Source organism: Pseudomonas sp. NA-150 (genome assembly GCF_044336365.1).
GTDB lineage: Bacteria > Pseudomonadota > Gammaproteobacteria > Pseudomonadales > Pseudomonadaceae > Aquipseudomonas.
The window spans coordinates 2,258,654-2,273,412 of record NZ_CP172305.1; the positions used below are offsets into that span (position 1 = coordinate 2,258,654).

11 protein-coding genes and 1 pseudogene are annotated in these 14,759 nt (G+C 56.3%); 9 read left to right on the forward strand and 3 right to left on the reverse strand.

Annotated features, from left to right (window positions below; all coding sequences use genetic code 11):
- The first annotated feature begins 68 nt into the window (after positions 1-68).
- From ACF0H7_RS10810 to ACF0H7_RS10850, 9 genes and pseudogenes are all read left to right on the forward strand, one after another.
- Positions 69-1,329: pseudogene (locus ACF0H7_RS10810) on the forward strand (IS256 family transposase).
- Positions 1,298-1,708: a hypothetical protein gene (locus tag ACF0H7_RS10815; RefSeq protein ID WP_397452745.1), complete on the forward strand. Its 411-nt coding sequence runs from the start codon at positions 1,298-1,300 to the stop codon at positions 1,706-1,708. The pseudogene ACF0H7_RS10810 and the gene ACF0H7_RS10815 overlap by 32 nt, the downstream one beginning before the upstream one ends.
- Positions 1,701-4,577, forward strand: coding sequence for a T6SS effector BTH_I2691 family protein (locus tag ACF0H7_RS10820; RefSeq protein WP_397452746.1), 2,877 nt, complete (start codon positions 1,701-1,703; stop codon positions 4,575-4,577). Before ACF0H7_RS10815 ends, ACF0H7_RS10820 begins: the two co-directional genes overlap by 8 nt.
- Complete coding sequence (locus ACF0H7_RS10825; protein WP_397449066.1) at positions 4,507-5,766, forward strand: IS256 family transposase; 1,260 nt, start codon at positions 4,507-4,509, stop codon at positions 5,764-5,766. Before ACF0H7_RS10820 ends, ACF0H7_RS10825 begins: the two co-directional genes overlap by 71 nt.
- Complete coding sequence (locus ACF0H7_RS10830; protein WP_397452747.1) at positions 5,735-6,478, forward strand: hypothetical protein; 744 nt, start codon at positions 5,735-5,737, stop codon at positions 6,476-6,478. Before ACF0H7_RS10825 ends, ACF0H7_RS10830 begins: the two co-directional genes overlap by 32 nt.
- A gap of 10 nt (positions 6,479-6,488) precedes the next feature.
- Positions 6,489-7,199, forward strand: coding sequence for a hypothetical protein (locus tag ACF0H7_RS10835; protein ID WP_397452748.1), 711 nt, complete (start codon positions 6,489-6,491; stop codon positions 7,197-7,199).
- Positions 7,200-7,384: 185 nt separating this feature from the next.
- The gene (locus ACF0H7_RS10840) at positions 7,385-7,756 is read left to right on the forward strand and encodes a hypothetical protein (protein WP_397452749.1); all 372 of its coding nucleotides are present in this window, start codon (positions 7,385-7,387) and stop codon (positions 7,754-7,756) included.
- 11 nt (positions 7,757-7,767) lie between these two features.
- On the forward strand, positions 7,768-8,475 hold the full coding sequence (locus ACF0H7_RS10845; RefSeq protein WP_397452750.1) for a hypothetical protein: 708 nt from the start codon (positions 7,768-7,770) through the stop codon (positions 8,473-8,475).
- A 370-nt stretch (positions 8,476-8,845) separates the two neighbouring features.
- Entirely contained in the window at positions 8,846-11,203 is a 2,358-nt protein-coding gene (locus ACF0H7_RS10850) for a DNA polymerase II (protein ID WP_397452751.1), read from the forward strand.
- Here the strand turns inward: ACF0H7_RS10850 and ACF0H7_RS10855 are convergent.
- From ACF0H7_RS10855 to ppnN, 3 genes are all read right to left on the reverse strand, one after another.
- Entirely contained in the window at positions 11,200-11,640 is a 441-nt protein-coding gene (locus tag ACF0H7_RS10855) for a CBS domain-containing protein (protein ID WP_397452752.1), read from the reverse strand. The genes ACF0H7_RS10850 and ACF0H7_RS10855 overlap by 4 nt on opposite strands.
- A gap of 163 nt (positions 11,641-11,803) precedes the next feature.
- A complete protein-coding gene (locus tag ACF0H7_RS10860; RefSeq protein WP_397452753.1) occupies positions 11,804-12,850 on the reverse strand; it encodes a class I SAM-dependent methyltransferase in 1,047 nt (348 codons plus the stop codon).
- A gap of 227 nt (positions 12,851-13,077) precedes the next feature.
- A complete protein-coding gene (gene ppnN / locus ACF0H7_RS10865; RefSeq protein ID WP_397452754.1) occupies positions 13,078-14,451 on the reverse strand; it encodes a nucleotide 5'-monophosphate nucleosidase PpnN in 1,374 nt (457 codons plus the stop codon).
- Positions 14,452-14,759: the final 308 nt, after the last annotated feature.

Sequence of the window (14,759 nt, forward strand, 5' to 3'; positions counted from 1 at the left end):
TTGGGGCGAGCGGCTGAGACTGTCAGAAATTTTGTGTTCGGGCATAACATGTCACCAGAGGTGCATTTATGCCGACCAAAAAGAAGTCCGCCAGTGCAACACCGAGGGAATTGCCCTCGATACCCAAAGAGCTGATTGATCAGTTCGTCCAAGGCCCGATGAGCGCCGCAGCCATTCAGGACGCCTCTATGGCGTTCAAAAAGGCGCTGATCGAGCGTGCGCTAGGCGCCGAACTGGGTCACCACCTTGGCTATCCTCAGGGCGCGGAGCGCCCTGAGGATTCAACCAACCAGCGCAATGGTAAAAGCGGTAAAACGGTACTGACCGATGACGGGCCACTTCGCCTGGATATCCCCAGAGACCGCGATGGCAGCTTCGCGCCGATCCTCATTCCCAAGCATGAGCGCCGATTTACAGGCTTTGATGACAAGATCATTGCCATGTACGCCCGAGGGATGACGGTGCGTGAGATACGCGCTTTCCTGTCCGAGCAGTATGGAACCGATGTGTCGCATGACTTCATCAGTTCAGTGACCGATGCTGTGCTGGAAGAGGTTGGCGCTTGGCAGCAACGCCCTTTAGAGCCTATGTACCCAGTCATCTTTTTTGATGCGCTGCGGGTCAAAATTCGCGACGAAGGCTTGGTGCGTAACAAGGCGGTGTACTTGGCACTGGGCGTGTTACCCGATGGCACACGAGATATTTTGGGCATCTGGATCGAAAGCACCGAGGGTGCCAAGTTCTGGATGAAGGTGTTCAACGACCTGAAGACTCGTGGTGTTGAAGATGTGCTGATCGCCGTCACAGACGGCCTTAAAGGGATACCAGAGGCCCTAGGGGCGGTGTTTCCTGCTACCACACTGCAAACCTGCATCGTGCATCTGATCCGCAACAGCCTGGACTATGCGGCTTGGGATAAACGTCGAGCACTGGCCAAGGCGCTCAAGCCGATTTATCAAGCCATTAACGCCGATATCGCTGAGCAGGAACTGAACGCCTTTGAGGCGGGGCCTTGGGGCAAGCAGTATCCGACTGTAGTTGCTGCTTGGCGTAGAGCCTGGGATCGAGTCATCCCGTTTTTTGTCTTCCCGGCAGGCATCCGAAAGGTGGTCTACACAACCAACGCCATCGAAAGCATCAACGCTCAGCTACGAAAGATCATCAAGACCCGAGGGCACTTCCCCACTGACGATGCAGCGACGAAGCTGATATGGCTGGGATTACGCAACATCACCGCTAACTGGGGTAACGCCAGCGCATGATTGGAAGGTGGCGATGAATCAATTTGCGATTCTCTATGGAGATCGATTTACCAGGCCGAGCTGGTAAAACAAAGGCCTGCCTGACGGCAGGCCACAACCAGCCCGAACACAAAAAATCTGACACTCCCGAGCGGCTAGATGATTTGTCTGCAAGCACATACCCACAAAAGGCCGAGAAGAGTCCTACAAAAGCTTTCCTGATTTCCGACAGACCTCCCAAGGATTCACCCATTAGGCTTCGTTTTCGTTTCCAGCGCGACGATTCGGCTATGTCCTACGCATCGATAATTCCGGCTCCCACTTTCACCCTCAGCATCAAACCCCTGGAAAATTTCGGCTTCCGCGTGCTTGCCGTCGATGTCGAAAACTCCCGCCTTACCTCTGAACCGCGCATGAAAGCCTTCGACCACTTCCGCCATTCGCACAAGGACACCGCCCATGGCTGACAAAAACGGCAACCTGCAACAGCGTCGCAACGACCGTTTCAGCGATACACCGCTGACCGGCATGACCACCTGCCCGTTCAAGGACCCTGAGGTCGCTATCGTACCTATGCGCTACGCGCTGGACCGCTCGCGCTATGACGTCGATCCGACCCAGCTCAGACCCTTGTGCGCCGAAGGCCAGTGGGCCCGATTGCCCAAGCTGAAAACCCGCACCTACACCTTGCGCCAACTGCGCGGCGGCTATGTCTACGTCTTCGACGAGACCGCCAAAACCCTGCATGAATACAGCTACTCGGCGCTGAACGCCAACCTGACGCGCATCGTCTGGAGCGACGCCGACATTGGTCAAGATCTACGCAGCACTGAGGGCGGTGAAATCCGCAACTACCTGCTGTACCCGCGCAATAACCAGCTGCACATTGCCTTTTCGCCGCAGCAATGGACGTGGCGCGTCTGTGAGCACCTGCGTTCCCACAGCGACAGCCGTGCCCAGTGGATGCAGCCGCTGAACCTCAAAGAATACTGCCGCACCATGGACGTGCCGCACGCCCTGCAATTGATGGACCTGGATAAACACATCGTCGCCGACGTCGACGTCTGGCCGATCAATCACGACGGCCGTTTCGCTGACTCCGCGTACCCCTCGGTCTCCGAAATCGGGCCCTCACAGCATGTGGTGCCCTTGGCCGCCCACGTGATCTGGACCGGCAGCGTCGAGGATAAATTCAGTTCGGTGATGGTCGCTCTCGACGACTCGCTGGCGGTGATGGAAGACCTCGGCATGCAACTGATTGCCGACCAGGCTGCGTTTCAGGAGTGGCAAGAGGCACATGAACACAAGCTGAGCATGGCCGGTGTCGTCGAGCAGCTGTGCGGAGTGGGCGGCGATCCCGAGTTGCTGCCTGCATCTGTCCGTAGCGATGATCGCAAAGCGCGTGAATATCTCACCGACATCGAAGCCTATTTCGAGCAAATCAACGTTGAGGAGACCGCAGGACAGGCCGAGATCGGCATCATGCAAGGCCTGCACGACCTGCCGTCCAAAGGCCTGGCTCAACAAATAAAAGCCCGATACGGTAGCGAGCCCTCCGCCGCCTTGCGCGAAAGCTGGGAAAAGCGCAGCAAGTGGCGACGGGAGGTTGATCTAAGCGCCGCCCGCAGTTTTGTCGAGGACCATCAGGAAAAAAGCGTTCTCCTGCGCCAGCAAGTACACGACACCCAATCCGACTTGCAAACCTGGGCCGTACGCATCGGCACCGAGCCGCTGAAGCTGTTCATCGACACCACCAACCCCAACACACTGCTCTACCTGCAAACCATCATTGCGGACCTGATGGAAGCCATGGCCCAAGACACTGCCGCCTCGAAATGGCTGGCGGAGCAAGACCAGAAAGCCACTACCCTGTTCGGCCTGGCGCGTTTCGGGTTTTCGGCACCGATCAAAGATGCCCTGGATAAAGAGGCCAACCAACTGGCCAATGACCACAACGACATCACCTCGTTGCTCGGTCGCCTGGCGGAACTGAACGGCTTTCTCAGTCATGAGGACATGGCCAACAAACCCTGGATGTTGGCCCTGAGCGAAACGGCACGGCTGACCTTTAAAGCGCTGGGCGAGATGGCCACCGGAGCCGGCAAACAGGCCGTGGAAAAGACCCTGTTGGCCCTGCTGGCGGTGGACAGCCGTCTGGCCTACAGCAACAGCCGAAACCTTGGCGCCTTGCTGCGAAACATGCTCGTCGGACACTTTCTGATGGGTCATCCCGAGCGCTTACAGCTGGACCCGGACTTCAAGAAACACCACCACCAGTGGAAGGCCGACCTGCAAGCGTTGAAGAACAATTATCAGCGCGCGATGAACGCATGGTTTTTTAGGCGCAAGGCCTACGGCGCCAAGGAACTGGGCCGCATCGCCGCGAACGTGAACGAGGCAATAAAACAGCACTTGCTGCGCATGCCGCTGTTGCTTGATTACCAGAAGTCCCAACACGTCAGGACTATTCAGGAGGCTATCGCGAGATCAGTGACTAAAGGTCTGGCCCAACTAAAATGGCCAGAGCTAATGGAAGCATGGAGTGCCAAGCACGGGTTGGTCGCCGGTGCGATTACCTATGGCGTGGTGTTGGCCAACTTGATTAACACCGCATTGGTTTATCGAGATTTGTCTCGGGATGGGAGTCTGGATAGTAAGGACTGGGTGAAAATCAACTCGGGGATGGCGTACACCGGCAGTGCGTTGATGGCGTTAGTGGTGGGGACGAAGTGGGAGGCGATCAAGGGGCTTTCGACTATTCTTGATGGAGAGAAAGTGGGGATAACCCAAAAATCAGCGGCGTATTGGAATAACGCCGATGATCACACCAAGTCTTGGGGGAAGCATCTAAAGGTGTTTAGTGCCCGAATGATAGCGTTGGGGGCATTTACGCTGATCGCTACGACGGCGGAGTATTGGGAGGTACTAGATGAAATGGAGCGTACAGAATCATCTCTGGATAAAGTTTTTTATAATATCCAGCTTGGAGCGATCGCTGGGTTTATAGCGATAGGAGTCGTCCAACTGGTCGCAGGTGGTGTGGCGTCGTTAGGTGCTTCTAAAGTAGTGGCGTTTGCAATGGGATCTTGGGTAGCTGCCGGGGCCCTAGGAGCAGGCTTGATGTACCTGTTCGCCTCCTATGCCCTTAATTACTTGAAGCGGGACGCAATTGGCCAATGGTTGCGTAAAGGCACATGGTCGCGTTACCCCGCGAGACTGTCAGAAATTTTGTGTTCGGGCATAACATGTCACCAGAGGTGCATTTATGCCGACCAAAAAGAAGTCCGCCAGTGCAACACCGAGGGAATTGCCCTCGATACCCAAAGAGCTGATTGATCAGTTCGTCCAAGGCCCGATGAGCGCCGCAGCCATTCAGGACGCCTCTATGGCGTTCAAAAAGGCGCTGATCGAGCGTGCGCTAGGCGCCGAACTGGGTCACCACCTTGGCTATCCTCAGGGCGCGGAGCGCCCTGAGGATTCAACCAACCAGCGCAATGGTAAAAGCGGTAAAACGGTACTGACCGATGACGGGCCACTTCGCCTGGATATCCCCAGAGACCGCGATGGCAGCTTCGCGCCGATCCTCATTCCCAAGCATGAGCGCCGATTTACAGGCTTTGATGACAAGATCATTGCCATGTACGCCCGAGGGATGACGGTGCGTGAGATACGCGCTTTCCTGTCCGAGCAGTATGGAACCGATGTGTCGCATGACTTCATCAGTTCAGTGACCGATGCTGTGCTGGAAGAGGTTGGCGCTTGGCAGCAACGCCCTTTAGAGCCTATGTACCCAGTCATCTTTTTTGATGCGCTGCGGGTCAAAATTCGCGACGAAGGCTTGGTGCGTAACAAGGCGGTGTACTTGGCACTGGGCGTGTTACCCGATGGCACACGAGATATTTTGGGCATCTGGATCGAAAGCACCGAGGGTGCCAAGTTCTGGATGAAGGTGTTCAACGACCTGAAGACTCGTGGTGTTGAAGATGTGCTGATCGCCGTCACAGACGGCCTTAAAGGGATACCAGAGGCCCTAGGGGCGGTGTTTCCTGCTACCACACTGCAAACCTGCATCGTGCATCTGATCCGCAACAGCCTGGACTATGCGGCTTGGGATAAACGTCGAGCACTGGCCAAGGCGCTCAAGCCGATTTATCAAGCCATTAACGCCGATATCGCTGAGCAGGAACTGAACGCCTTTGAGGCGGGGCCTTGGGGCAAGCAGTATCCGACTGTAGTTGCTGCTTGGCGTAGAGCCTGGGATCGAGTCATCCCGTTTTTTGTCTTCCCGGCAGGCATCCGAAAGGTGGTCTACACAACCAACGCCATCGAAAGCATCAACGCTCAGCTACGAAAGATCATCAAGACCCGAGGGCACTTCCCCACTGACGATGCAGCGACGAAGCTGATATGGCTGGGATTACGCAACATCACCGCTAACTGGGGTAACGCAGCGCATGATTGGAAGGTGGCGATGAATCAATTTGCGATTCTCTATGGAGATCGATTTACCAGGCCGAGCTGGTAAAACAAAGGCCTGCCTGACGGCAGGCCACAACCAGCCCGAACACAAAAAATCTGACACTCCCTACCCCGCAGAGCGTCTGCCTGATGATGTGTCTGGACACATGGAGGAAAAGCGTGCCTTTCTTGAAATACAGCTCAGTCCGATGCTCTACATCAAGCCAACATATGGAACAAAGCTTATCTACGTTCACCCCAATGGGTACCAAAAATTCCCCGTTCAGAATGGCGCCTGGGTCCAGCTGTATCTTCCGGTAGAACTGCGCGGCTCATTAGTCGGAACCAACCTGACAGCCAGTCATCGGCCGTTATATGTACTGCCTGTCGAAACGATCGACGAGTCGTTGCAAGAGCCGTTTATCAAGCACGGGGTAATCGTCGAATCGGGGTTATTGGGTCATACCCCGGATCATATAGAAACTAACGGTCCGAATGAGGGCCGCTACGAAATGCCCCCGGAGGGTGAAGGCGTAGTTTGGCAGACATGGGTACCGCTGACTGAGGCCGCACAATTTATTGAAATGCAAGTGTGGTACTCGCCCGAAATTCTGGCCTCCAGTGAAGGCGACCGGGGCTATCGTTTTCAGCTTGAATTAGACAAAGAGGGAGTATCTGATGAGAAAAGCACGCGTCTCACGAGCCTTGATCCAGGCACTTTACAAATAGAAACTTTGGGTGGTCGAGAAAAATCAATCGCTATTCTTGTGCCGAATTAAGGGGGGCGCCATGGCTGAATTATCAGAAAATGAAACTAAAGTCATTAACTGTCAGGAGCATGGAAGACCCGTATTGGAGGGGGAAACATTGATGAGCTGGACCATTAAGGCTCATTCTTCCCCCATGTTTTTAATCGATACCATCATGGGGAGCATAGCCTTAATCCCGGCAAGCTTTATTATTTATATATATTTGTTGAAGCACCCCGGCAGCAATGATGATGCTATTTTATATTCGGGCATTTTTGGACTTTGCTTTTGGCTATTTTTATGGCTAAGAGGCGTAAGGCAAAAAACTGTCTATAATTACCGAATCACCGATCAAGGCGGCGAGGTTGAATACTGGGAGGACTATCCCGAAAACATGGGAAATTTTTTCAAATGGTTGTCCGTCACCTCACTGATTATCATTGTTTGCTTGATTGCCGTAGACCCTGTATTCATTTGGGGGCTTGCTGGTCCTGTTGGGATTGCAGTAGGTGGTGCGAAATTTTTCTTGGGATGGGAAAATGAAAAGCACCATAGAGTTTCCTCTCCTTGGAACGAGTACAACTTCGTAACGGTAGACAGGAAAAGAAAAATGCTAGTTGCGCATCGAACTAATTTAACGGTGGGTTTCCAAATTCATTTATCCAAAGACTTATTTGATGAATTCGTAGATACGTTAAAGGTAGTTTTACCGCCGACCGCTGTGTTCACTGAGGCCCCGTGGAGTGGCTAGTTAATTGATATTGAAGTCGAGTCGAAATTGCAAGCTATGGGCGGGAAAAGAAAAAATAAATCCCCTTCCCACTCAGAGCGGCGCCTGAGTGCCGCGGCATCCTGCGTGGCTTATCAGTCGAGGCCAACCTGACCGCCAGTCATCGGCCCTTATATGTATTGCCTGTTGAAACGATAGACGAGTAGTTGCAAGAGCCATTTATCAAGCACGGGGTAATCGTCGAATCAAGGTTATTGGGTCAAGCGCCAGACGAAATAAATACTGACGGCCCGGGTGAAGGACGTTACGACATGCCGCCTGAAGGGGAAGACGTGGTTTGGCAGACATGGGGGCCACTGGCCGAGGTTGCTCAATGTATAGAGATGCAAGTCTGGTACTCACCCGAAATTCTGGCTTCAAGCGAAGGCGACCGAGGTTATCGTTTTCAGCTTGAGTTAGACAAAGAGGGAGTATCTGACGGCAAAGGTACTCGTCTTACAAGCCTTGATCCTGGTTCCCTGCAAATAGAAACTTTGGGCGGTCGAGAAAAATCAATCGCTATTCTTGTGCCGAATTAAAAGGGCGTGCCATGACTAAGTTCTTAGGCAATGAGGTTAGTAATAATGACGATCAAGAGCATGTAAGACCTGTATTGAAGGGGGAGACATTGATGTGCTGGACCATCAAAGCTCATCCTCATCCAATGCTTGCAATTGACATAATGATGGCCGTTGGAGCTATGTGGCCGTTGGGATTTACTCTTTACGGTTATTTTGGTGAGCATGGAGAAAATGACTTCCCTCTAGAATATTTAGGCATTTTTGGATTGTGTCTCTGGCTTTTTTTGTGGTTAAGAGGTGCACGACAAAAAACGGTCTATAACTATCGAATTACCGAGCAAGGTGGTGAGGTTGAGTCCTGGCCTGACTACCCAGAGAATATGGGCGCTTTCTTCAAGTGGCTGTCTGGCATCTCACTGTTTGTCGTTGTCTGCTTGATTGCCGTGGACCCTGCATTCACTTGGGGGCTTGCTGGTCCTGTCGGAATCGCAATAGGTGGCGCAAAGTTTTTTCTTGGCTGGAAAAATGAAAAAAAGTTTGAATCATACCCTTATTGGCATTTATGCAATTTCGTTACCGTTGATAGGAAAAGGCAGATGATAATTACTCATCAGACGCGTTTGGACGTAGGTTTTGATGTTCACTTGTCGAAAGAGTTGTTTGATGAGTACCTAGCTACGCTGAAGGCGGTTTTGCCACCCACTGCGGTATTTACGGAAACACCATGGAAGTGGTAGTTGCTGGCTATTGAAGCCCGTTATAGGCTGCAGGTCTGGTCGGGTGGGGGACAAGAAATTTACCTGCCCGTTCAGAATGGCGCTTGGGTCCAGCTGCATCTTCCGGTAGAGCTGGGTGACTTGTTAGTCGAGTCCATCCTGACCCCACGTCACCGGCCCTTGTAAGTATTGCCTGTCGAAACGATAGACGAGTCGTTGCAAGAGCTCTTTATCAAGTACGGGGTAATCGTTGAGTCGGGATCATGGGGTCATACGCTATATCCAATAGAAAAATAATGGCCATGGTTTGGGGTTTAACAGGCCGTCAACCGCACACACGCCCCCAATGCCAAGTAGAATCGCACCCTGATTCAATTTCGAGGTTGCAGCGGTGGAGTTACAGCAGGGTTATGTCCTGACCCGGCATTGGCGTGACACCGCAGCGGGTACGGAGGTGGAGTTCTGGCTGGCCACTGATGACGGGCCGCGTCGGGTGCGGCTGCCGCATCAGCCGTCGGTGGCGTTTATTCCTGCCGAGCAGCGGGCGAGTGCCGAGGCGTGGTTGCGCAGTGAACGTGATGTGGAGCTGCGGCCGTTGGAGCTGGTGGATTTTCACTACCGCCCGGTGCTGGGGTTGTATTGCCAGCAGCATCGGCAGTTGATGAACATCGAGAAACTGCTGAAGAAGGCCGGCGTCGAGGTGTTCGAGGCGGATATCCGGCCGCCGGAGCGCTTTATGATGGAGCGCTTCATTACTGCACCGGTGTCGTTTAGTGGCGCCCTGGATGCGAGCGGCGTATTGCTCGAGACCCAGATGAAACCCGCGCCGGACTATCGGCCACAGTTGCGGCTGGTGTCGCTGGACATCGAAACCACGATGCAGGGCGAGTTGTATTCCATTGCCCTCGAAGGCTGCGGCGAGCGTCAGGTGTACATGCTCGGTCCGGCGAACAAGGACGATGCCGTCGATTTCAAACTCGAATACTGCGACACCCGCGAGCTATTGCTGGAAAGGCTCAACGATTGGCTGGCTGAGCACGATCCCGACGTGATCATCGGCTGGAACCTGGTGCAGTTCGATTTGCGGGTGTTGCACGAACACTCGCAACGGCTGAACGTGCCGTTGCGCCTGGGCCGTGGCGGCGATGTCATGGGCTGGCGCAAACACGGCAGTCGCAATCATTACTTCGCCTCGGCGGCCGGACGACTGATCATCGACGGTATCGAAGCGCTGCGTTCGGCGACCTGGAGTTTTCCCTCATTCAGCCTGGAAAACGTTGCGCAGACCTTGCTCGGTGAAGGCAAATCCATCAGCACGCCGTACCAGCGCATGGATGAGATCAACCGGATGTTCGCCGAGGACAAACCAGCGTTGGCGCGCTACAACCTCAAGGACTGCGAGCTGGTCACGCGGATTTTCGCCAAGACCGAACTGCTGAAGTTCTTGCTGGAACGCGCCACGGTCACCGGTTTGCCCACCGACAGTGGCGGCGGCTCGGTGGCGGCTTTTTACCACCTGTATATTCCGCAGATGCATCGTCTGGGTTTCGTCGCGCCGAATCTCGGGGAACAACCGCCGGAAGCCAGCCCGGGCGGGTTTGTGATGAACTCCAAACCCGGTTTGTACGAGTCGGTGCTGGTCCTCGATTACAAGAGCCTGTACCCGTCGATCATTCGCACCTTTTTGATCGATCCGGTGGGGTTGATCGAGGGCATGCGTCATCCCGACGACAGCGATTCAGTGCCGGGCTTTCGTGGCGCGCGTTTTTCGCGGAGCAAACACTGCCTGCCGGCCATCGTCTCCCGTGTGTCCCAAGGTCGGGAAGTGGCCAAACAAGAGCGTAACGCGCCGCTGTCGCAAGCACTGAAAATCATCATGAATGCCTTCTACGGCGTGCTCGGGTCTTTTGGCTGCCGCTTCTTCGACCCGCGCCTTGCGTCCTCGATCACCATGCGCGGCCACGAGATCATGCGCCGCACTCGCGAGCTGATCGAGGCTCAGGGACATACAGTGATCTACGGCGATACCGACTCCACCTTCGTCTGGCTGCGCCATGCACATTCCGAGGAGGACGCGGCGAAGATCGGCCGCGCCTTGGTGCAGGGCGTCAACCTCTGGTGGCGCGAGCATCTGCAAAAAGAGTACGGGCTGGAAAGTGCGCTGGAGTTGCAGTTCGAAACCCACTTCAAGCGCTTCCTGATGCCGACCATTCGTGGGGCCGAGGAGGGCAGCAAGAAGCGCTACGCCGGGATGGTCAGGCGTGAGGACGGTCGCGATGAGATGGTCTACAAGGGCCTGGAAACCGTGCGTACCGATTGGTCGCCGCTGGCCCAGCAGTTTCAGCAGGAGCTGTACTTGCGGATCTTCAACCGCCAGCCCTATCAGGACTACATCCGCGAGTACGTGAAGCAGACCCTGGCCGGGGAGCTGGACGAGTTATTGGTCTATCGCAAGCGCCTGCGCCGGCAGTTGGACGACTATGAACGCAACGTGCCGCCCCATGTGCGGGCGGCGCGCCTGGCCGATGAATACAACGACCAGCAGGGCCGGCCCCGGCAGTACCAGAACGGTGGCTGGATCAGCTATGTGATGACCGTCGCCGGGCCGGAACCGCTGGAAGCGCGGCTCGCGCCCATCGACTATGACCACTACGTCACCCGCCAGCTACAACCGTTGGCCGATGCCATCTTGCCGTTCGTCAACGATGACTTTTCGACCTTGGTCGGTGGTCAACTGGACCTGTTCTAGCCGCCGCGAATGTATTCCTCCAACTGGCGAATCAGGTCGGCCTGTTCGGCGATGGCTTCCTTGACCAGGTCACCAATCGACAGCAGGCCCATCAGCACACCGTCTTCGACCACGGGCAGGTGACGCAGGTGGCTGACGGTCATCAGGTTCATGCAGTAATCGATGTTTTTGTGGGTGTCCACGGTGATCACCGGGTGGCTCATGATGTCCTTCACCGGGGTGCCGACCGAGGATCGCCCTTGCAGGACCAGTTTGCGCGCGTAGTCACGCTCGCTGACGATGCCCACCACCTCGCCATGCTCGACCACCAACAGGGCACCGACGTTTTTTTCCGCCATCAACCGCAGCGCGTCCATGACCATCTGATGGGGGCCGATGGTGTGAACCTGCTGGTTTTGGCTAGCTTTCAACTTCAATAGCTGCGCAACGTTCTTCATTGGGGGCCCCTCAAATACGATCTGCAGGGGCGATCCGGCATCGCCCCGGTTTGTTGTAAGTGGATTGTAGTCAGAAGCGAGGCGGGGCAAAGGCCGAAAAGCGGCCTTTGCGTGTGTGAAATCGCGAACGTTGGGTTTTTGCGGCGACTGGGAGCCTGTTAATTTACTTGCGCGCCTCCAGAATCAGGTTGAAGGGGGTTTCCGCGGCGCGCCGGAAACGGCTGAATCCCGCTTCAGTGAACACCTTGCGCAGACGCGCCTCACCGGCCTGAGCCCCCAATCCCAAACCTACTTCCTGCGACAGCGAATTCGGTGTGCAGATAAAGGTCGAGGCCGCGTAGAACAACCGTCCCACCGGGTTCATATTTTCATCGAGGGTGTCATTGGCGAACGGCTCCACCAGCAACACCGTGCCGTCCGCTTTAAGCGCCTGATAGGCGTGTTTCGCTGCGCCTACCGGATCACCCATGTCGTGCAGGCAATCGAAATAGCAGATCAGGTCGTAATCGTTGTCGGGGTAGTCCTTCGCTGTGCCGAGGGTAAAGCTGGCGCGATCCGCCACGCCCCCTTCCTGTGCACGCTGGGTGGCGGTGCTGATGGACGGCGCGTGATAGTCGAAGCCAACAAAGCGTGACGCGGGAAAAGCCTGCGCCATGACCACGGTCGAGGCGCCGTGGCCGCAGCCGATATCCGCGACCTTGGCGCCGGCCTTGAGTTTCTCGACCACGCCGTCCAGTGCCGGAAGCCAACTGGCGACCAGGTGCGTGCGATAGCCAGGCCGAAAGAAGCGCTCGGTGCCGCCGAACATACACGGGTGGTGATCGCCCCAGGCCAGGGCGCCATCGCCGCGCATGGCGGCGACCAGTTTGTCTTTGTCGTGAAACAGCGCCGCGATCACCGAGGCACCGCCGGCGGCATACACCGGCGAGTCTTCGATGCCCAGGGCCATGGCTTGTTCTTCGGGCAGACGGAATTGCCCGTCGTGGTGCTCCATGTAGCCCGACGCCGCATTGGCGTTGAGCCATTCACGAACCAGACGTGGATTGCAGCCTGTCTTGGCCGCGAGTGCTTCGGGGGTGGTTAACTGACTGTCGGCCATCGCTCGGTACAGACCGAGCTCATCGCCGAGAATGACACTGGCAAGCATCGCGGCGCCGCCCATGTCGGAAACCAGCTTGCCCATGAAGTCATTGAGTTTGGCCTCATCCATTGCATGTCCTCCTTGCAGAAGGCCATCGCCACGGGAGTTGCTTGCCGAGCCAGGACGCTGGGCGATGGTCAGGTAGATGACCGGGGAAGACCACTAAGTATAGACGGTCTGCGGAGGGGGGCGCCGGGCTGTAGGGGCGGGCTTGCCCGCGATGGCGGTGTGCCTGACACACCGCGTCCGGCCGATCGCGGGCAAGCCCGCTCCTACAGTGGGTGTGTGCCGTCAGTTCATGTCGCAACCCGATAACACGGCACATACGCTGCGCCGCCCGGCAGTTTCATCCGGTGTTGCTCCACGAAGGCTTGCAGCAGCTTGTCCAGTGGCTGCATCACGGCAGCGTCGCCGTGGATTTCGTACGGCCCGTGCTCCTCGATCAGGCGAATGCCGTTGTCCTTGACGTTACCGGCGACGATCCCGGAAAACGCCCGGCGCAGGTTGGCGGCCAGTTCGTGGGGTGGCAGGTCGCGGCTGAGCTTGAGGCTGGCCATGTTGGCGTGGGTCGGATCGAACGGGCGCTGGAAGCCCTCGTCGATCTTCAGCAGCCAATTGAAGTGGAACGCGTCGTTGCGTTCGCGACGGAACTGCTTGACCGTCTTCAAGCCCTGAGTCATCTGGCGTGCCACTTCAGCCGGATCGTCAATGATGATCTGGTAATGCTGCTGCGCTTCTTCGCCCAAGGTCGCGCCAACGAACGCATGAATTTGCTGCAGATACGCCGCTGCGGTTTTCGGTCCGGTGAGGATCACCGGGAACGGCAGGCCGCGGTTGTCCGGGTGCATCAGGATGCCCAGCAGGTAGAGGAATTCCTCGGCGGTGCCGGCGCCACCCGGGAAAATGATGATGCCGTGGCCGACGCGAACGAACGCCTCCAGGCGCTTCTCGATGTCCGGCAGGATCACCAGTTCGTTGACGATCGGGTTCGGCGCCTCGGCGGCGATAATCCCCGGTTCCGTCAGCCCCAAGTAACGGCCGCCACTGATGCGTTGCTTGGCGTGGGCGATGGTGGCGCCTTTCATCGGCCCCTTCATCACGCCCGGTCCGCAACCGGTGCAGACGTCCAGACGGCGCAGGCCCAGTTCATGGCCGACTTTCTTGGTGTACTTGTACTCTTCGGTGTTGATCGAGTGACCACCCCAGCACACCACCATCTTCGGTTCGACACCGGGGCGCAGGGTGCGGGCGTTGCGCAATAAGTGGAAAACGTAGTCGGTGATGCCCTGCGAAGAACTCAGGTCGATGCGCTGGCTGTCCAGCTCGCTTTCGGTATACACGATGTCGCGCAGGGCGCTGAACAGCATCTCGCGGGTGCTGGAAATCATCTCGCCGTCGACGAAGGCGTCTGCCGGTGCGTTGAGCAGCTCCAGGCGCACACCACGGTCTTGCTGGTGAATACGAACTTCGAAATTCTGGTATGCCTCAAGGATGGTTTTGGCGTTGTCGACGTGGGCGCCGGTATTGAGGATGGCCAGGGCGCACTGGCGGAATAGCTGATAAATGCTGCCCGAGCCCGCTTCGCTCAATTGCTGCACTTCACGTTGGGAGAGCGTCTCCAGGCTGCCTTTGGGGCTGACCGAAGCGTTGATTACATGTCGTTGAGCCATTCTGGATTCCATGAAAGCGATGCAGCCGGGCCACAGCAGCTGGCTGCACAAAAAATAATTAACGCCGAACGCGGTGACGCGCGTTGGCATTTTTGACGGCAAGCAGCCGGGAATGCAAACGTCGAAATAGGATCCTCCCGCCGCGGGCGAGTTCACCAGGAGGGCGAACGCGATGGCTGACGATGGGTGAGTGGTCTCTCTATCTTAGTCTGGAGGTTTGGAATGTGGGGCGAAAGTAGAGGAGAGGAGAGGTTAAAGCGGTGTAGTTCGCGCTATTACCGTAGTCCGGCTTACCGGCGTCGGCGCCC